An 18,844-nucleotide genomic window follows, 5' to 3' on the forward strand; every position below is an offset into this window, starting at 1 on the left:
TCGGGCGCCTATTTAGCTTGGTTGTGCTACTTTGACGTACCCTGCGATACGGAGCCTTGAAGCTGACGCTGGAAGATGACGTAGACGATCAGCACCGGAACCACGGTGACCGTGACGGCCGCGAACAAGGCGCCGAAGTCCACTGCATAACCCATCTGGCCGGCGAAGGCAGCCAGCCCTTGGGACAGCACGCGCGGCCCGGCTGCATTGATCGCCACCGGAATCAGGAACTGGTTCCACAGGCCAAGGAAGTTGAAAATGGCCACGGAAGCGAGCCCTGGCTTGGCCATCGGCAACATGACTTGGAAGAATGTCCGCCACTCGCCCGCTCCATCCAAGGCAGCAGCCTCGGTGATTTCGTGGGGAAGGGACTTGAAGAAGGAGAACAGGAAAAAGACGGTGAACGGCAGCGCGAAGCCGACATACACCAGGATGAGTCCCGGCAAAGTGTTCAGCAGCCCGATGTTCCGCATGATGAAGAACAGCGGGACCATGGCCAGGAAGATCGGGAAGGTCAGGCCAGCCAGCATCAGGTAGTAGATGGCTTTGCTGCCCGGGAAGGTGTAGCGCGCAAGAACGTACGCACACATAGCACCGAGGACCATGACGATCACGAGCGCCGAACCCACCACAACCACCGAATTCAGGAAGTAGCTTCCGATTCCGGCTTCGCTCCACGCCCGGATGTAGTTGTCGAAGCGCCACTGCGAGGGCAAGGCGAACGGCGAGGCGAAGATCTCGCTGGACGTCTTGAAGGAGGACATGAAAGTCCAGAGCAAGGGCAGGATCACTATGAGGGACCAGACGGTCAGGGCCGTGTGCGAAACCGCCCCAACGACCTTGTCTCCGGTGGTCATGGCCGGCTTGCGAGGGGTGAAGTGCAGCGACTTCATTTCCTGGCTGGCAATTTTGGTAGTCATCAGAGGGACACATCCTTGTCGCCACCCGTGAGCCTGTTGACCAGGAACACGAGGCCGGAGAAGACCAGGGTGGCTACGGCCAGCACAACGCCCATGGCGCTGGCCAGGCCGAACTGGCCCTTGGTGAAAGCGGTAAAGAAGAGCTGCTGGGACATCACCAGGGTGGAGTTGTCCGGGCCGCCGCCGGAGTTCAGGGCGGCCATGTAGACGAACGCATCGAGCGCCAGGATGCCCATGTAGATGTAGGCGGTCTGGATGTTGTCCCGGATCAACGGGATGGTGATGGACACGGCAGTGCGGAAACGTCCTGCCCCGTCAATCCTGGCCGCCTCAAACAGCTCTGCCGGGATGCCCTTGATGCCGGCGACGAACAGCACCATGTAGAAGCCGATGAAGCCCCATACGATCACGAACATCGTGGCGATCATGGCGGTGCTCTTGTCACCGAGCCAGGCGAAGGACTTGAACTGGTCCATATGCAGGGACGTGAGGATGCCGTTCAGCAGGCCTCCGGAAGGATCGTAGATCTGGCCCCACATGATGCCGATTGCAATGGCGGGAATCGTGTAGGGGAAGAAGGAGACAACCCGGTAGAAGCTCGAGTTGCGCAGGCCCTTGATCTGGCCCTTGCTGCTGCCTCCCACGGTCACCAAGGTTGCCAGCACCAGGCTGAGGATGATGGTGATGATCGGCAGGAAGATGACCAGCAGGATGTTGTTCCCCATGGCCTTCATGAAGATGTCATCCGTGAAGAGCTTCTGGTAGTTCTGGAAACCCGTGAAATTCATGTTGGGCGAGAAACCGCTCCAGTCCGTCATGGAGTAGTAGAACGCCTGGGCAAACGGAGAGATCACAAACAGGATGTACATAGCAAGGGGCAGGCCGAGGAAGACTACGAAGAAACTGATCTTGTCGAACGTCAGGGGCTTGCGCCGCCTCTTGTAGACGGGTGGTGCGGAGTCCGGAACGACGACGGCGGACGCACCGTCGCCAACCCGGAGTGTTTTTGCTTTCACTGAAGTCACTTCACTTCAATCTTCTTGACCGAGCTGTCGTTGCGGACCTTGTCGGTGATCTTCTGCAGGTCCGACGTCAGGGTGGCGACGTCGGATTTTCCGTCGAGGAACGTGTTCCACACGACCAGCTGGTCCTTGTTGGTGCCGTAGAGGTCGATGAAGTTCCAGGTGTAGATGTTGTCTCCAGCGTCGCCGAGCAGCTTGGTCTGGGAGACCAAAGCCGTGGATCCGAAGCCATCGGCGGGAACGGTGTCCTTGACGATGGTGGGGGCCAGCTTGGTCTTGGCGAAGTTGGTGGCTGCATCCTTGGACAGCATGACGCGGAGCAGTTCCTTGCCGCCGGCCACGTTCTTGCCTTGCGAAGGAACCACAAACGGCTCGCCTGCTGCGCTATGGAGTGCCGTATACGGCAGCTTGGAGCTGGTGGTCACCGACGGGACCGGGGCACCGGTCATCTTGAAGCCGGCCTTCGTCTGGTCCTTCATCTCATTCTCGATCCACGAGCCGGACGGGTAGAACACTGCTTCCTGGGCGTTGCTCCATTGCGCCTGCGCCGCGGTGAACTGGGTGCCGGAACCGCCGGGCTTGAAGAACCCGGCCTTGACGATCTTTCCCATGGCGGTGAAGACGCTCTGGAGTGCCGGGTGGGACCAGCAATCTGCCTTGAGATTTTCAAGGCCCAGTCGGACATCGTGTCCACCTTCCTTGATGGCGGAAGCGATCGCCATTTCCTGGTAGTAGGTGGCGGCTTCCTTGCCCCAAACGAACAGGTACTTGCCCTTCGCCTTAGCCTGCTCGCCGAGTGCGTACATTTCGTCCCAGGTCTTGGGAACGGACCAGCCATTGTCCTTCAGCAGGGCGTCCGAGTACCACATGGCGTAGACGGTCAGCACGTAGTTCAGGGCGGCCAGCTTGCCTTCGAAGGTACCCGGAGCAAGCACACCTCCATAGAGGGTGTCCTTGATGACCTTGCCTTCGAGGTTCTTGGCGTTGACCACGCTGGTGAGATCTTCAAGCTGGGCCAGGATGGTGCTGAAGCCGATTGCCTTGGCGCCGGAGTTGTCGATCAAGTCCGGCGGGTTGCCTCCAACGAATCGCGGCTGGAGTTCCTGCGCAATGTCCGTCGAGGGAGCAATCTTGGCGGTGGAACCCGAATGTGCGCTTTCGAAGGCTTTGCCCGCGAAGTCAACATAGTCGATTCCGTAGCCGCCCTTGAAGATCACTGCGTCGACGGTGGACTTGTCTGCCATACCGAACGGGTTGGCATCTGAAACGGTCCCCGTAGGACCGGTGGACCCTCCGCCGCCACCAGCTGCGCAGGAGGCCATCGAGCCGGCCAACGGCACAAGCACGGCCGCGGCAAGCGCGCCGCGGAGGAATCCACGACGTGCAAAGGACTGCTGCTGAACGTTCATCCTAAAACCCTCCAGAGACTCGTAGTACCGATTCTGACGGCGCCTCGGCCGGCAGTGGATCGGTCCGGGCACCGCCGCTGCGACGCGCCCTTCGTGTGACATACTTCACCACGAGTGATTGAAAAGCAATATTTGAGGGCAGTTTCAATCAACTTTTGTCAAAATGTGATCTGACAAAACTGCCCTTCTGGAGGGCCGTTTGGCCTGTTTAGCCCTGTAAATTCAAGGATTTTGCGCACTCGGCAACGGCCTCGCGCGCCCATTGCCGCTGTTGCTCGGTTCCTACCCGCTCAGCCCACTGCTCAGCGAGCTGGAACTCCACCATCGCCTCGGTGCGGCGACCGTCGTCGTACATCGCCCAACCGAGGTTGTTGTGCAGCGAAACCATCCAACGTTTGGTGCAGGGATCCTCGACGGCGGAGGCGTACTCGAGCGCACTGCGCGTCCATGATTCCTGGTGGCCGGAGTCCGCGATGGCCAGCATATGAAGTGCGTCCACGGCGAGGAATTCTTCGCCCAAGAGGTCCCCTAATTCGGCAGCCTGCTCAAAGAGCGGAACAGCCATGGCCGGGTGGCCCGCGGAGTTGAGCAAACGTCCGCGTTCCAGGAGAATCCGCACCGCAAGGGTCGGCTCCTCTTCGGCGTCGATCCCGTCCAGGAGGGCGTCGGCCTCCTCGAAGCGCCCCTGCAGACCGATGGCCCGGCCCAATTGGGTGGCGAACTCGGCCCGTTCAAAAGGATCGTAGGCGGGATCCGCCATGGCTTCGCGGAAGCGGGCTTCCGACAGTGCGGGGTCCTCAAAATTCCACAGCTCATCGAGGGTCTTTTGTTCAAGCATCTGGCTCCTCCTGATTGCTTCGGGGCGCTGGAAGGTGCGGTGCACTCACAATCTAGCCGAAGCGCAGGACAGGGTCCGCGTGTTACCTCTTGGCGAGGCGGGCCCAGCCCAACTGTTCCTGCTGCTTGCGGCTCAATGACGAAACCACTAGGTCATACGAGTCCTCCACCATGTCCCGGACCATGGCGTCCGGCAGGGCGCCGTCCAAGCGCACGCCATTCCAGTGCTTCTTGTTCATATGCCAGGCCCCGATGATTTCCGGGTGGGCCGCGCGCAATTGCACGGCCAAGGAAGGATCGCATTTGAGGCTCACCGCCAGGTTCTGGTCGTCCATGGCGGAGGCCGCGAACATTTTGCCTTCCTGCTTGGCTCCCCCGGACACAGCGGAACGGACTTTGAAAACCGATGTTTCCGGGCCGAAGGGGAAGTCCTCAAAAACCCCGGGGAAGCCCAGGCAGATTCGGCGAAGGGTGGCAGCATCCATGCACTGAGACTAGCGGAGACCCTGCCTCACGCAACGCCCAGGAAGTCCTCCAGGAGCACGACTTCCAGGCCGGCGGCGATTTGCGCGGAACGGAACGCCGCAAAATCCGCCGCGAATTCAGGTCGGAAATGCATCAGTACGATGTCGCCAGGCCGAAGCGAATTACCGTATTGGTAGTCCATACGCCCGGCGTTGGCCTTGGCCTCCCAGGTAACGATCGCCTTCAGGCCGGCAGCGGCCACGGCTTGCCTCATAGCAGTGGAGTAGGAACCCCCGGGCGGCCTGAACAACGTGGGCTTGCGGCCGTACTGCTGCACGGCAAAATCCTGCATGCCGGTGATGTCATCAAGCTGCCGCTGGTAGCCCCATTGGGTGGTCATGTTGACGTTGTGGCTGACCGTATGGTTTTCGACCAGGCTCCCCTGCGCCATGAACGCCTTGAAGAAGGCAGGGTTGTCTCGGACCGTGTTGCTCGTCAGGAACAGCGTGGCCGGATAGTCGTTCTCCGCGAGGAGTCGCACGCTTTCCGGAGACTTGACCACGCCGTCGTCGATCGTCAGGAACACCACGGGATGTTTGGTGGGGATTTTCGTGATCACCGGAGCCAGTCCACCTTGGATGGGCGGCAGTGTAAAATCCGGGACAAAGGAGCGCCTCAGCCGCTTCGGGACACCGGGGCTCGGCGTTGGGCTCGTTGTGGCGCTTGGCGATGCGGACGGCGACGGCGCGATGCCAGCACTGCTGGGAACCGCCGTCGGGCTTCCTGCGGACAGGTGTCCGGGAGCCGCAGACCCCCCCAGCCCGGCCGCTAGGGACACCCCGAGAAGACCGAGCGCCGTGCGCCGGCCGACAGTGGAAGGGTGGTCGTTACACATGGGTTCCCTGGTCTCGAAATCGGGTGATTGCCCCCGCACTATGACAGCAGCCGGTTAACGGGAGGCGTCGCTAGTTGTCGCTGCGCCAGCCCATCTGCGCCGGACAAGCGTTCATGACCACGTCAAGACCCGCCGCCTTGGCCCGCTCCGCGGCATCCTCATCAATCACGCCGAGCTGGAGCCACACGGCTTTCGCTCCCACCGCAATGGCCTCGTCCACCACGCCGCCAACGCGCGAGGAATTCACAAAGCAGTCGACGACGTCGATCGGCTGTTCGAGGGGCACGTCGGCGAGGAACTTGTAGCCAGTTTCGCCGTGGACGTCTTCGCCCTTTTGGTTGATCGGGACGATCTCCATGCCCATGATGTCGCGAATGTAGAGGGCAACTTCGAACGCGGAGCGCCACTCATTCGTGCTGAGTCCGACGATTGCCCAGCGGCCCTTTGTTCGCATAAGCCGGTCAATGACTGCCGGATCGTTGACGTGTGTCATACCCCAAGCCTACTCCCGTGGTTCCGCGGGCCCCGTGGCCGAATTATTGACGGGGATTCTGGCAGTGCGGCCGAGCTAGCGGTCCAGTCCGAAGATCCAGCGCAGGGACGCTCCTGGGGACTTTCCCGTGAGATCGGCCTTGCTGTCCTGGAGGACCTGCTGCAGTTCATCCTGCAACTCCTTGCCACTCCACTTCGACAAGGTGTCCGCCGTCTGCCTAAGTTCGCCTTGGGAATCCGTCCTGGGCTCGGCGTGCACCGTCTTCGGCGCTCCCGGCCGTCCCGAGGATCCTTGCTCCAGTGATTCCTTCGCTTCCGCGGGATCCACGGCTGACGGCGTCGCTGCGTCAGGGGAAGGCTCAGCCACATGCGGTACCGCGGCGTCTGGGGCACGTGCGATGGCGGGTTCGGGCGCTGGGGAAAAGTATTGGTTCCACCGTGGAAAACTCCCGGAACGACGCACTTCCAGGGCTACCGGGAGTCGGCGAACTACAAAAGTGTGAGTTATTAACAATGTTGATAACCCTGTTGATACCGCGCCCCGACCACTGCCAACAGTGAGGTTGTCCACACACCCCTGAATTACGAGCTTCTTATCCACATAACCACAGGCATGTTGGCGAAAGTTATCCACAGCTGTGGACGTTAATCCCTAGGGGAATCCGCCGCCCCTGCCATCTCGCCCTACTCAGCCAATCCGCAAGAGAACTACATGGTTGTAAGTTACGCACACTGTGGATAACCCCTGTGGAAAACAACATGTCCAGGATCTTGACGGTCTTCGCGCACAGTCCTAGTCTTGTCATATTCAATGAACTAGTTGATAAACCGATTGCTTGAGTAACACGATTGAAAAAGCAGCTAGTTGAAGAAGCAGACTGCTTGCGTGCTGCGGAAAGCCATCCGCGACGCTCGAGCCTGAGCCTGGCAGGGGAAACGCATGCCGGAGACCGTGGGAACAGCGGTGCTGGATCCTGAAGACCAACTCAATAGGGCCTTCATGGCACTCGCCGATCCTGTGCGCCGCAGGATACTGGCGCGATTGGCCTTGGGCGACGCAACCGTCACTGAGATCGCCCAGCCATTCACCGTCACCCTCCAAGCCATTTCAAAGCATCTACAGGTGCTGGAAGGCGCCGGGCTCATCACTAGGAGCAGGGAAGCGCAGCGCCGTCCCTGTCACCTGAACACCACGGCGCTGGGTCCCCTGGCCGAGTGGATCGAGAGCTACCGTCTTCAGGCCGAAGAGCATTTCGCCCGGCTGGACGAGCTATTGGCCAGTGAAACCCCGTTAGCCGGAGAGGCCACCACTGACTTGTCCGACGGGGACTATCCGGAAAAGGAGAAGGAACAATGAGCACCAACACAACAACCATTGACGTCACGGCCGGCACGCCGTTCATCGACACTAGCCGCGACTTCGACGCCGCACCAGATCGCGTGTTCCGCGCTTTCACGGATCCCGAACTTGTGGTCAAGTGGCTGGGCCCGCGGCGCCTGGAAATGCGCCTAGAGTCCTACGACGCGCGGACCGGCGGCAGCTACCGGTACGTACATTCGGACGGCGAAGGCAACGAGTTCGGCTTCCGCGGGGTCTTCCACGAAGTCCAGGAACCCTTGAGGATCATCCAGACCTTCGAATTCGACGGCGCCCCCGGTCAGGTCACCCTGGATACCACCAGATTCGAGGATCTCGGGGGCCGCACGCGCGTCGTGCAGCGCTCGGTGTTCCCCTCGATCGAGGCCCGGGACATGGCGCTAGCCAGCGGCATGGATGCGGGCATCAAGGAATCGATGGATCGCTTGGAAGAACTCCTAGGGTAATGCTTAGGAGCGGCTAGCCTGCCGTGGCCCTAAGGACGGTGGCCAGGACCAGAATCCCGGCCACCACTGCCATGCCGGCTGTTTGGAGCAATGCCTGGCGAGGTCCGCGCGGAGCAAAGGCGATGACAGCCGCCGAGAGACCACCTGTAACAAGCCCGCCCAAGTGGGCTTGCCAAGCGATACCGGGGACCAGGAAGCCAATGGCTCCGTTGATGGCAATGAGGATCGACAGCTGCCTTGTGTCTCCGCCGCGCCGGCTTTGGACCACCAGGAGTGCGCCAAACAGGCCGAAGATCGCGCCGGAAGCGCCTTCCACTCCGGTTGGAGGCAACATGGGTGTTAGGAGCAGGAAACCCACCGAGCCGCCGACTGCGGACAGTAGATAAACGGCCAGGAAGCGAATGCGCCCCAGAACGGGCTCAAGGACTTGGCCAAAGATCCAGAGCATGTACATGTTGAGCGCGATGTGCAGGACAAAACCCTGTGAATGGACAAAGGCAGAGGTCAGCATCCGCCAGGGTTCGAAGGCTCCAAACTGCGGAGTGGCGTAGACGGACGCGAAGGCGAGTTGATCCTCCACAACATTGCCGGGAATCAACCACTGCAGGACGTATACCAGGGCGCACAGCCCAATAATCACGTACGTCGCCAGGGGCCGGCCTGTCGAAATGGCGCCGCCATACGTGGAGCGCGGGGCCGGCGTCGAACGCTTTATTTCATTGACGCAGTCAATGCATTGGAACCCGACGGCGGCCGCCCGCTGGCATTCGGGGCACGCAGGACGCCCGCAGCGCTGGCACCGGACATAGGAGGGCCTGTCCGGGTGCCTCGGGCACACGGGAATGTCTGCGGACGGCTCTGCCGCCGGGATTCCGTAACTCATACGTTGCTCAGGCTCCGGGGGTCAGAGCTGAACGATGTCAATGCTGTTGATGACGACATCTTCAACAGGGCGGTCACCCATGCCGGTGCGGACGGCCTCGATGGCGTCGACAACCTTCTTGGACTCTTCGTCAGCAACCTCACCGAAGATGGAGTGCTTGCCGTAGAGCCAGTCAGTGTTGACCGTGGTGATGAAGAACTGGGAACCGTTGGTGCCCTTGCCCATCTGGATGCCTGCGTTGGCCATGGCGAGCTTGTAGGGGGCGTTGAAGTTCAGTTCCGGGTGGATCTCGTCGTCGAACTTGTAGCCCGGTCCGCCGATGCCGCGGCCAAGGGGATCGCCGCCCTGGATCATGAAGTCTTTGATGATCCGGTGGAAAATGGTGCCGTCGTAAAGCGGGGTACCGGTCTTGTCTTCGCCGGTCTCCGGGTGAGTCCAGGACCTCTCGCCGGTGGCCAGGCCTACGAAGTTGGCGACCGTCTTGGGCGCGTGGTTGCCGAAGAGGTCAACTACGATATCGCCGAGGCTCGTGTGGAAAGTTGCTTTTGCGGTTGGGATGGTCATAGCGCCATTCTTTCATGCAGGGTCAACGGCGAGGCGGCCAGGGAGCCGGTTCCGCGCTCGGTGAAATCTTCCATGAATCCGCTGGATCAATAGCCGGTGCCGGTCAAGGGACGTAGGCTAACAACAAACGAGCATGTTAATCGGGAGGTAGTTGTGAAGAAATCGGACCGGATTGCCCGCGAACTTGAACACACCGTTGTGAATGGTGTTGAGAATGCCAAGGACTGGGCGACGCCGCGCGTCGAGGCAGCTGTGAACTGGGCGGTTCCCCGTATCCAGCACGGCATTGACACCGCTTCGCCGAAGCTCCAGGAAGGCCTGAAATCGGCCGCGCACAACCTCGCCGACGGCGTTGCGACCGTCACGCCGAAGCTCCAGGAAGGCCTGGCGAACCTCGCACCGCGGATCCATGACGCCGTCGAGGACGCCTCGCCCAAGATCCAAGACGCACTCAACAAGGCCACACCGGCTCTCAGCCACGCCCGGGACAAGGTTGTTGAGGAGTACCTGCCCAAGCTCTCCGAGCAGCTCGGTCAAGCCTCCGAAGTTGTCCACCACGTCCTTGAGAACGCACCCGCGCAGGTGGATGCCGTCGCCCAGAAGCTGGTGGACTCGGGAGTGGTGCACAACCTCCAGGAGCAAGCACAGGCCACCAAGGCCCAGCTGAAAACCGCAGCCGAGGAAGCCTCAAAGGCGGTCTCGAACGAACTCGCCAACACCAAGAAACCCAAAAAGCGCGGACTCTTGATCTTCACGGTTCTGGCAGCAGCAGCGGCAGCCGGAGTTGCCGCATGGAAGGCCAGCCGCCCCGTGGAGGACCCGTGGAAGACCCCGGTCCCAGTGACCCCGTCACCGGTGCCGGCCGCCGCGGCAGCAGAAAAGGTTGCCGAGAAGGCCAACGAGACCGCCACCAAGGTAGCTGAGAAAGCCGAAACTGCAACCGAAAAGGCAAAGGACGCCGTCGAAGACGCCAAGGATGCCGCCGCAAAGGTGGCAACCGACGCCAAAACCGCGGTGAAGAACATCGCCGCCAGCCTGCACAAGGACGACGCAGGCAAGGACGAGGCCGGCAAGCACGAGGCAGCCACGGACGAAGCAGGAAAACACGAGGCCTAGGTGAAAGCCAAATTCGCTTCACATTGAAGGGATTCCGGTTCGCCGGGGTCCCTTCAACTGTTTGGCCACATGTCACCGAAGGCTTCCTCAGCGGACACCGGTCTGATGCTAGATTTATGGGGATGCCAGCCGATAGATCTTCCGCAAATGCAGCCAGTAACGCAGCCGTCGCACCCGTGAAGCCGAGCGTTTCAATCGTCATCCCGGCGTACAACGAAGAGAGCGTCATCCGGCAGTGCCTTATCGCGGCCGTTTACCAGTCAGTGCCTGCGGACGAGATCATCGTCGTGGACAACATGTCCCAGGACCGCACCGCCCAGATCGTCCAGCAGATGCAGCAGGAGTACCCGGAGAGCCCCATCATCCTGTTGAGCCAGGACAAGACACAAGGACTCATCCCTACCCGCAATTTCGGCCTTAACAGCGCTACATCGGAGATCCTGGGACGAATCGACGCCGACTCCGTCCTGGAACCGGACTGGGTTGAGCAAGTCCAGGAGGCCTTCGCGGATCCTTCTGCCCAAGCGGCTACCGGTCCCGTGGTTTATTACGACATGCCCATGCGTCGATTCGGGCTCAAAGCCGACGACAAGATGCGCCAGCTCATGCTTCGGCTTGCGAAGCACCAGTACCATTTCCTTTTTGGCTCCAACATGGCGCTTCGCCGCTCCGCGTGGGAAACCATCCGTGACGAGACCTGCCTGGACGAGAAGGACGAGATGCATGAGGACATCGATCTTTCCCTGCACCTTGCCGACCACGATCTCAGGGTGCAGTACTGGCCGCAGATGGTCTCCGGCATGTCTGCCCGCAGGCTCGAGGACTCACCGCGCGACTACCGCTATTACGTGACCCGCTTCGACCGCACTTACAAGGCCCACAACGTGAAGAAAATGGCACTGAAGGCCCCGATGGTGGTGTTCTTCTCGGTCTATTTCCCGGCGAAACTGCTCCGGGCCATTCACACAGCCAACACGAGCCAGGGCGCGCGCCGCGGCGGCATGTAGCAGCACGCACTGCAACCTTCCGCGTCAGACGGTACCGGACTCAGTCGGTACCCAGCTCGGCGATCTTGCCTTCGGGGCCGGCTTTTCCGCGCCGCTGACCGATTACGACGACGGCGAGTCCGGCCAGGATCAAGGCCAGCCCTGCGTAGGTCCCGGAGGGCAGGGTCTCGCGTAGGAATACCGCGGCCAGAAGGGCTGCGCCGGGAATCTCCAGCAGGATGATCATGGAAACCAACAGCGGGCTCATCGTGGCCAGAAGATGGTTGAAGGCCGTGTGGCCCACCAGTTGCGCGCACACAGTGATGGCCACAATCCCCAGCCAGCCGCCGGCGTCGAACCCTACAAGCGGCTGGCCGCCCGCGAGGGCCAATACGGCAACAATGGCCGCGCAGATCCCGTAGCAAAGGGTGGTGTAGGTCCCGGTCCCCATGCTCTGGCGCGCCTTGCCTCCGGCCAAAGTGTAGAGCCCGGCCAGTGCGCCTCCAGCGAGGGCCAGGACGTCACCGAGAAAGGCTTTCGGTGAGGTTCCCATATCGAAGCCCGTGATTGCCGCGACACCGCACAGTGCGATGCCCAGGCCTACCAGCACCGGCCAGCGGTGCCGGGTGCCGCGAAGGAGCTGGAAGACAGCGATCCATGCCGACTGCAGGCACACCAAGGCGGTGGCGGCGGCGACGGACGTCAACTGAAGGGCGGTGATGAAGCAGGCGAAATGGAAGGCCAGCGCGACTGCCGCGACGGCGGACCAGGTGAACTCGTGTCGCGTAATCTTCCGGAACAGCCGTGGTTCGCGGATCAGGACCGGGGAGGCCATGACGACGGCGGCGATTGCGTTGCGCCAGAAGGCGATAGCTAGTGCCGTGACAGACGTGGCGCCGAGCGTTCCCGCGATAAGGGGTCCGGAGGATGCGACACCGAGCACGCCCAAAGCAGCAACAATGAAGTTCACAGTTCAACCTTAGTGAAGTGGTTAACGCAAAGAGTCCCGGTCATTTCTGACCGGGACTCTTTCTTATGGTGGAGGCACGGGGACTCGAACCCCGAACCCCCTGCTTGCAAAGCAGGTGCGCTACCAATTGCGCCATGCCCCCATAAGAAGCAACCCGTCCATACTACCCTAGATCCTTCGATGGTTTTCACCATATCCAGACCGGGCGTCCGGGCTAGTCAACCGTGTCGGTTGCCTTGCTCCAGACCGTTTTCCGGGCCTCGGATTCCTGCACCTTTTTGTAGAGCAGGACGCCTGCGACCGCAGCTGCAACTATGAGCAACTTCTTCACATGCACCCCGTTCCGATTCAGTTTCCTGAATCTTTAGCAAAACCTGTGCAGGTTCCGTGGGCGTACCAGGACTTGAACCTGGGACCTCTTCGTTATCAGCGAAGCGCTCTAACCGCCTGAGCTATACGCCCCGATACCTCTTCGGGCCGAGACATGACTTTACAGCACATCCCGGCCCGATCTCAAATCGAGGTATTTCCACCACTGTTTTCCAGCAGTTTCCCTCTTTTTCCGACCGTTTGGGCTAGTCGTCGGTGAGGGTCACTCCGATGCCACCCACGAGTGTTGCCGAAATGTTATACAGCACGGCGCTCAGCATGGAGAGGGCGGTCAGCAGGACCACATTCACCACGGCAATGATGGTTGCGAAGGAGGCAACCTGTCCGAGCGATGCAACCTTCTTGAGTTCAAAGCCGCCGCTTTCCGAACCTGCCAGCGTGCCCAGAAGGCTGTCCACCTGGTTGAAAATGCCAGTGAGGTCCAGAACGGTCCAGAGAACGATTGCGGCAATCACGGTCACGATGCCCAAGGCAACGGACAGCAGGAATGCCATCTTCAGCACCGACCACGGATCAACTTTGCTGACCAGCAGGCGGGCGCGGCGGACCTTTGCCTTCGGTGCCGGCTTCACAAGCCCCGGATTCCCTGCGGCCGGACGCTGCTGGGCCTGTGCGGGCCGCTGGCCGGGTGCAGGACGCTGGCCGGGAACGGCGGGCCGCTGCCCTGCCGGGCGCTGCTGACCCTGTGCAGGCCGCTGGCCGGGAACGGCCGGGCGTTGGCCCGGGACCCTTTCCGCGCCAGTTCCTGCCGGGCTCGAAGCAGCTGCCGCCGGGCGCTGCTGGGGACGGGCCGGTGCGTCTACCCGCGGAGTAGCCGACGGCTGCCGGAATCCTCCAGGGACACCCGTACTCGGCTTGGGATATGAGTCCGAATTGCTCACTCGTTACCTCCGGTGTTGTCTTCGTTCAGCTCGACGCCGGACCCATTACCGGATCCTGCGGCCGATCCCGATTCGGCCGTTGCGGTCGCCCCATCGGCGCCGTCGTTTGCAGCCAACGTTACGTCATCGGCCGGCCCGGACTGTCCTCCAAGAGGATTTTCGACACTATTGGCGGCTAAGTCGTTGTCAGTGCCATCGCCGTGCTCGTCGTCGCTATCCTCGCCATCAAGGCCGCGTTCGCTGTTGCGGGCCACCTCGATGATGCGATCGTTCTTGTCCGGCTTCGCGAAGATGACGCCCATGGTGTCACGGCCCTTGGCAGGAACGCCGGCCACAGCAGAGCGGACAATCTTGCCGCCCTCCATGACCACCAGGACTTCGTCTTCTTCGTTGACGATCAAGGCACCGACAAGGTCGCCGCGCTCTTCCTGAAGCTTGGCGACCTTGATGCCCAGGCCGCCACGGCCCTGGAGCCGGTATTCCTCGACCGCAGTGCGCTTCGCGTAGCCGCCTTCGGTCACGACAAACACGAACGAGCCGTCCTGGACGACGTCGGCCGCGAGGAGTTCGTCGTCTTCGCGGAACTTCATGCCTGTCACACCAGAGGTTGCGCGCCCCATGGGGCGCAGCGCCTCGTCCGTGGCCGTGAAGCGGATGGACTGACCCTTGCGGGAAACCAGGAGGAGATCGTCGGTCTCGGACACGAGCTGCGCCGAGACGAGCTCGTCCCCATCCCGGAGGTTGATAGCAATGACGCCGGCGGTGCGATTGGTGTCGTAGTCTTCCAGGCGCGTCTTTTTCACAAGGCCGTTCTTGGTGGCGAGCACCAGGTATGGGGCTTGCTCGTAGTCGCGCAGGTCAAGAACCTGGGCGATGTGCTCATCCGGCTGGAAGGCCAACAGGTTTGCCACATGCTGGCCCTTCGCGTCGCGGCCGGCCTCGGTAAGTTCGTAGGCCTTGGCCCGGTACACTCGGCCCAGGTTGGTGAAGAACAGCAACCAGTGGTGCGTGGTTGTGACGAAGAAGTGCTCCACGACGTCGTCGCCGCGAAGCTGGGCACCCTTGACGCCCTTGCCGCCCCGCTGCTGCGAACGGTAGTTGTCGCTCCGGGTGCGCTTGACGTATCCGCCGCGGGTGATGGTGACCACCACTTCTTCCTCGGGGATGAGGTCTTCCATGGACATGTCTCCGTCGAAGCCCATGAGGATGTGGGTCCGGCGATCATCACCGTGCTTGGCCACGATCTCGGCCAGTTCCTGGCTGATGATGTCGCGCTGGCGCTGCTCGGAGGCCAAGATCGAGTTGAACTCCGTGATCATGGCCTCAAGCTCGGAGTGCCTGTCCTGGATCTTCTGCCGTTCCAACGCGGCGAGGCGGCGGAGCTGCATGTCGAGGATCGCGCGGGCCTGAAGCTCGTCGATCTCCAGCAGCCCCATCAAGCCATCGCGGGCAGCCTCGGTGGTGTTGGACGCGCGGATGAGCGCGATAACCTCATCCAGCATGTCCAGCGCCTTGAGAAGTGCGCGCAGGATGTGCGCCTCTTCCTCAGCCTTGCGCAGCCGGTAGCGAGTCCGGCGGACAATGACATTCATCTGGTGTATCACCCAGTGCCGAATGAAGGCGTCCAAGCTCAGGGTGCGGGGAACGCCGTCGACGATCGCCAGCATGTTGGCGCCGAAATTGTCCTGCAGCTGTGTGTGCTTGTAGAGGTTGTTGAGAACAACCTTGGCCACGGCGTCGCGCTTGAGAACAATCACCAGTCGTTGTCCGGTGCGGCCGGACGTCTCGTCGCGCAGGTCCGCGATGCCCTGGATCTTGCCGTCCTTGACCAGTTCGGCGATCTTGATGGCCAGGTTGTCCGGGTTTGCCTGATACGGCAGTTCGGTGACCACCAGGCACGTGCGGCCCTGGAGTTCCTCCACGTTCACCACGGCACGCATGGTGATGGAGCCGCGGCCCGTGCGGTACGCGTCCTCGATGCCCTTGTGGCCGAGGATGGTGGCCCCGGTCGGGAAGTCCGGGCCCTTGATGCGCAGCAGCAATGCTTCAAGCAGCTCTTCACGGCTGGCCGTTGGGTTGGCCAGATACCACTGCACGCCCTCGGCAACCTCGCGGAGATTGTGCGGCGGAATGTTGGTGGCCATGCCGACGGCGATGCCGGAGGAACCGTTGACCAGCAGGTTGGGGAAACGCGCCGGCAGGATTGTGGGTTCCTGGTTCTTGCCGTCGTAGTTGTCCTGGAAGTCGACCGTTTCCTCGTCGATGTCCCGGACCATTTCCATGGCCAGCTGGGCCATCTTGGTTTCGGTGTATCGCGGAGCTGCGGCGCCGTCGTTGCCGGGGGAACCGAAGTTGCCCTGGCCCAGCGCCAGCGGATAGCGCATGGTCCAGTCCTGGATGAGGCGGACAAGGGCATCGTAGATCGCGGTGTCACCGTGCGGGTGGTACTGGCCCATGACCTCGCCCACCACGCGGGCGCATTTGTTGAAGGAGCGGTCCGGGCGGTAGCCGCCGTCGAACATCGCGTAGAGCACTCGGCGGTGGACCGGCTTCAAGCCGTCGCGGACGTCTGGAAGCGCACGGCCAACGATAACGGCCATGGCGTAGTCCAAGTAGGAACGCTGCATTTCCGTCTGCAGGTCTACTTGATCGATACGGTCGGTCAGCACATCGCCCTCAAGTACGGGTTCCGGCACGCCGACCGACTCAGCGGGAACCTCGGGTGTTTCTTCACTCATGATCTATGATTTCCGTTTCAGGTATATGTCAGTTCTGGAATATTCCTAGGGCCTTGAAGTCCCTAGATATCCAGGAACCTGACATCCTTGGCGTTCTGCTGAATGAAATTCCGGCGCGATTCCACGTCCTCACCCATCAGCACGGAGAAGGTCTGGTCCGCTGCCAGGGCATCGTCCATGGTGACTTGCAGGAGCGTGCGGTGGTCCGGATCCATGGTGGTGTCCCAGAGTTCGGTGTAGTCCATTTCGCCGAGGCCCTTGTAACGCTGGATGCCGTTGTCCTTCGGGATTCGGCGGCCGGCGGCCTGGCCGGAGACCAGCTTGGCGTCACGTTCACGGTCGCTATAGACATAGTCATGAGGGGCGTTCGACCACTTGATGCGGTACAACGGCGGCTGGGCGAGGTAGACGTAACCGTTCTCAATCAGCGGCCGCATGTAGCGGAAGAGCAAGGTCATGAGCAGCGTGGTGATGTGCTGGCCGTCCACGTCTGCATCGGCCATGAGGACGATCTTGTGATACCGCAGCTTGGAGATGTCGAAGTCCTCGCCGATGCCCGTGCCGAAGGCTGTGATCATCGACTGGACTTCATTGTTGCCGAGGGCCTTGTCCAGCCGTGCGCGTTCCACGTTCAGGATCTTGCCACGCAGTGGCAGGATGGCCTGGGTTTCGGGGTTGCGTCCACGCTTCGCCGAACCGCCGGCGGAGTCACCCTCCACGAGGTAGACCTCGCAGCGCGCGGGGTCCTTGGAGGAGCAGTCGGACAGTTTGCCCGGCATGCCGAAGGATTCCAAGGGACTCTTGCGACGTGCGTTGTCGCGGGCCTTGCGGGCAGCCATGCGCGCTTGGGCAGCCTGGACCGCCTTGCGGATGACGTCGCGGGCCGGGCCGGGGTTTCGTTCCAGCCAGTCGCCAAGCTGGTCGGTGACCACGCGTTGGACGAAGCCCTTGACCTCGGAGTTGCCCAGTTTGGTCTTGGTCTGACCCTCGAACTGGGGCTCGGACAACTTCACCGAGATGACGGCTGTGAGCCCCTCCCGGATGTCGTCACCAGTGAGGTTGTCTTCCTTTTCCTTGATGATGGTCTTCTCGCGCGCGTAGCGGTTGATGAGAGAGGTCATCGCGGCGCGGAAACCTTCTTCGTGGGTACCGCCCTCGTGCGTGTTGATGGTGTTCGCGTAGGTGTGGACGCTCTCGGAATAGGCCGTGGTCCACTGCATCGCGACCTCGACGGCGATGTGCCGCTCAGCGTCTTCGGTTTCGAAGGCGATAACGTCCTCGTGGACGACGTCCACCTTCTTGCTCGAGTTCAGGTGCTTCACGTAGTCGAGCAGACCATCGTTGTACTGGTAAACGACCGTGCGATATTCTGCCGCCACCTCGCCGTCAGTAGCAACTGCGTCAAGATCCAGGTCATCGTCGCCTGCCCCTGCCACAGGACGCTCGTCCGTGAGGGTGATGCGCAGGCCCTTGTTGAGGAAGGCCATCTGCTGGAAGCGCGCACGGAGAGTCTCGAAATCGAAATCCGTGCTCTCGAAGATGGTGCCGTCCGGGTAGAACGTCTGGGACGTTCCGGTCTGGTCGGTTGCTTCGCCCTGGACGAGCCCGCCCTGTGGCTTGCCGCCGTCGACGAAAGTCATCCGCCAAACGTGGCCCTGGCGACGCACCTCGGTGTCTACCCTGCGCGAAAGCGCGTTGACAACGGAAATACCGACGCCATGGAGGCCACCGGACACCGCATAGCCACTGCCGCCGAACTTACCGCCCGCGTGCAGGATGGTCATGACAACCTCAACGGTCGGCTTCTTCTCGGTGGGGTGCATATCCACCGGGATGCCGCGGCCGTCGTCCACGACCTTCACGCCGCCGTCGGCCTGGAGGGTCACTTCAATGTGGCTGCAGTACCCGGCCAGAGCCTCGTCCACCGAGTTGTCCACCACTTCGTACACCAAGTGATGGAGGCCGCGCGGGCCTGTGGATCCGATGTACATACCGGGGCGCTTGCGCACCGCTTCGAGACCCTCCAGCACGGTAATATCGCTTGCACCGTACTCCCTGGACCCTGAGGGTGTGTCAGGCTTATGGGCGTTCTCCTTCGCGGGCTCTACTGCCAAGGTCTCTGCATTGTCGTTAGCCACAGGCGCTTTCGACTCCTCCGTGTTCGATGGTCGCCAGCCGTCACCGCACCAAGGAAGCACGTCCGTCAGGACACACCACAGGGATACGGCAGCCGCCAACAGGGACGTCACTGCTAACGCCGGTTACTTCGTGACTGGCGGATCCGCTTTTACATTGCTGTTCAGCGAAGCCAATCAACGTTCACCGGCGCCCAGTTGTCTATGCCGATTCTATCGTGACTGAGCGCCGTTCCTTGCAAAACCCGGCCCTAATGCTGATGAATGTACCTGTGGGAGGCCGCTGGCCCCATCTTCAAGCCATCAAAAGAGCACCC

General features: G+C 61.5%; 19 protein-coding genes and 2 tRNA genes. 4 read left to right on the forward strand and 17 right to left on the reverse strand.

Translation table 11 applies throughout. The features are described from left to right. Window positions 1–26: 26 nt before the first annotated feature. The 8 genes from OW521_RS11610 to OW521_RS11645 all read right to left on the reverse strand — a co-directional run bounded on the left by OW521_RS11610 (window position 27) and on the right by OW521_RS11645 (window position 6,407). Entirely contained in the window at window positions 27–920 is an 894-nt protein-coding gene (locus OW521_RS11610; protein ID WP_268025564.1) for a carbohydrate ABC transporter permease, read from the reverse strand. Next, window positions 920–1,945, reverse strand: coding sequence for a carbohydrate ABC transporter permease (locus OW521_RS11615; protein ID WP_268025566.1), 1,026 nt, complete (start codon window positions 1,943–1,945; stop codon window positions 920–922). The genes OW521_RS11610 and OW521_RS11615 overlap by 1 nt, the downstream gene beginning before the upstream one ends. Further along, a complete protein-coding gene (ngcE, locus tag OW521_RS11620) occupies window positions 1,942–3,351 on the reverse strand; it encodes an N-acetylglucosamine/diacetylchitobiose ABC transporter substrate-binding protein (RefSeq protein WP_268025568.1) in 1,410 nt (469 codons plus the stop codon). Before ngcE ends, OW521_RS11615 begins: the two co-directional genes overlap by 4 nt. Window positions 3,352–3,559: 208 nt before the next feature. Beyond that, the gene (locus OW521_RS11625; RefSeq protein ID WP_268025570.1) at window positions 3,560–4,189 is read right to left on the reverse strand and encodes a hypothetical protein; all 630 of its coding nucleotides are present in this window, start codon (window positions 4,187–4,189) and stop codon (window positions 3,560–3,562) included. Window positions 4,190–4,271: 82 nt separating this feature from the next. Next, window positions 4,272–4,673, reverse strand: a complete 402-nt coding sequence (locus OW521_RS11630; protein ID WP_268025572.1) for an MmcQ/YjbR family DNA-binding protein — start codon at window positions 4,671–4,673, stop codon at window positions 4,272–4,274. Between the two features lie 26 nt (window positions 4,674–4,699). Beyond that, on the reverse strand, window positions 4,700–5,272 hold the full coding sequence (locus OW521_RS11635; protein WP_268025574.1) for a polysaccharide deacetylase family protein: 573 nt from the start codon (window positions 5,270–5,272) through the stop codon (window positions 4,700–4,702). A 346-nt stretch (window positions 5,273–5,618) separates the two neighbouring features. Then, window positions 5,619–6,041, reverse strand: coding sequence for a CoA-binding protein (locus OW521_RS11640; RefSeq protein WP_268025576.1), 423 nt, complete (start codon window positions 6,039–6,041; stop codon window positions 5,619–5,621). Window positions 6,042–6,116: 75 nt separating this feature from the next. Then, window positions 6,117–6,407, reverse strand: coding sequence for a hypothetical protein (locus OW521_RS11645; RefSeq protein WP_268025578.1), 291 nt, complete (start codon window positions 6,405–6,407; stop codon window positions 6,117–6,119). 573 nt (window positions 6,408–6,980) lie between these two features. On the opposite strand from OW521_RS11645, the gene OW521_RS11650 reads away from it, so the two are divergent. Both OW521_RS11650 and OW521_RS11655 read left to right on the forward strand, forming a co-directional pair. Then, window positions 6,981–7,397: an ArsR/SmtB family transcription factor gene (locus tag OW521_RS11650; protein WP_268025580.1), complete on the forward strand. Its 417-nt coding sequence runs from the start codon at window positions 6,981–6,983 to the stop codon at window positions 7,395–7,397. After that, entirely contained in the window at window positions 7,394–7,864 is a 471-nt protein-coding gene (locus tag OW521_RS11655; protein ID WP_268025582.1) for an SRPBCC family protein, read from the forward strand. The genes OW521_RS11650 and OW521_RS11655 overlap by 4 nt, the downstream gene beginning before the upstream one ends. Window positions 7,865–7,877: 13 nt before the next feature. On the opposite strand, the gene OW521_RS11660 is transcribed toward OW521_RS11655, so the two are convergent. Next, window positions 7,878–8,747, reverse strand: coding sequence for a rhomboid family intramembrane serine protease (locus OW521_RS11660; RefSeq protein WP_268025584.1), 870 nt, complete (start codon window positions 8,745–8,747; stop codon window positions 7,878–7,880). 21 nt (window positions 8,748–8,768) lie between these two features. Then, window positions 8,769–9,311: a peptidylprolyl isomerase gene (locus tag OW521_RS11665; protein ID WP_268025586.1), complete on the reverse strand. Its 543-nt coding sequence runs from the start codon at window positions 9,309–9,311 to the stop codon at window positions 8,769–8,771. A 153-nt stretch (window positions 9,312–9,464) separates the two neighbouring features. Here OW521_RS11665 and OW521_RS11670 point away from each other — a divergent pair, with 153 nt between their 5' ends. Beyond that, window positions 9,465–10,427, forward strand: coding sequence for a hypothetical protein (locus OW521_RS11670; RefSeq protein WP_268025588.1), 963 nt, complete (start codon window positions 9,465–9,467; stop codon window positions 10,425–10,427). A 122-nt stretch (window positions 10,428–10,549) separates the two neighbouring features. Next, window positions 10,550–11,434 carry a glycosyltransferase gene (locus OW521_RS11675; RefSeq protein ID WP_268025590.1) on the forward strand — a complete coding sequence of 295 codons (885 nt, stop codon included), beginning with the start codon at window positions 10,550–10,552 and terminating at the stop codon, window positions 11,432–11,434. Between the two features lie 40 nt (window positions 11,435–11,474). Here the strand turns inward: OW521_RS11675 and OW521_RS11680 are convergent, their stop codons facing one another. The 7 genes from OW521_RS11680 to gyrB form a co-directional block, all read right to left on the reverse strand. Beyond that, the gene (locus OW521_RS11680; RefSeq protein ID WP_268025592.1) at window positions 11,475–12,383 is read right to left on the reverse strand and encodes a DMT family transporter; all 909 of its coding nucleotides are present in this window, start codon (window positions 12,381–12,383) and stop codon (window positions 11,475–11,477) included. Window positions 12,384–12,449: 66 nt separating this feature from the next. Then, window positions 12,450–12,525 (reverse strand) — tRNA-Ala (locus OW521_RS11685). A gap of 72 nt (window positions 12,526–12,597) precedes the next feature. Continuing rightward, entirely contained in the window at window positions 12,598–12,714 is a 117-nt protein-coding gene (locus tag OW521_RS11690; protein ID WP_265978190.1) for a DLW-39 family protein, read from the reverse strand. A 57-nt stretch (window positions 12,715–12,771) separates the two neighbouring features. Continuing rightward, a tRNA-Ile gene (locus OW521_RS11695) sits at window positions 12,772–12,845 on the reverse strand. Between the two features lie 113 nt (window positions 12,846–12,958). After that, window positions 12,959–13,654 (reverse strand): DUF3566 domain-containing protein, encoded by a 696-nt coding sequence (locus tag OW521_RS11700; protein ID WP_268025596.1) that lies wholly within the window; start codon window positions 13,652–13,654, stop codon window positions 12,959–12,961. Next, a complete protein-coding gene (gene gyrA / locus OW521_RS11705) occupies window positions 13,651–16,392 on the reverse strand; it encodes a DNA gyrase subunit A (protein ID WP_268025598.1) in 2,742 nt (913 codons plus the stop codon). The genes OW521_RS11700 and gyrA overlap by 4 nt, the downstream gene beginning before the upstream one ends. 62 nt (window positions 16,393–16,454) lie before the next feature. Continuing rightward, entirely contained in the window at window positions 16,455–18,530 is a 2,076-nt protein-coding gene (gene gyrB, locus OW521_RS11710; protein WP_326494031.1) for a DNA topoisomerase (ATP-hydrolyzing) subunit B, read from the reverse strand. Between the last annotated feature and the right edge of the window lie 314 nt (window positions 18,531–18,844).

The organism is Arthrobacter sp. MMS18-M83 (assembly GCF_026683955.1).
In the GTDB taxonomy this organism is placed as follows: domain Bacteria; phylum Actinomycetota; class Actinomycetes; order Actinomycetales; family Micrococcaceae; genus Arthrobacter.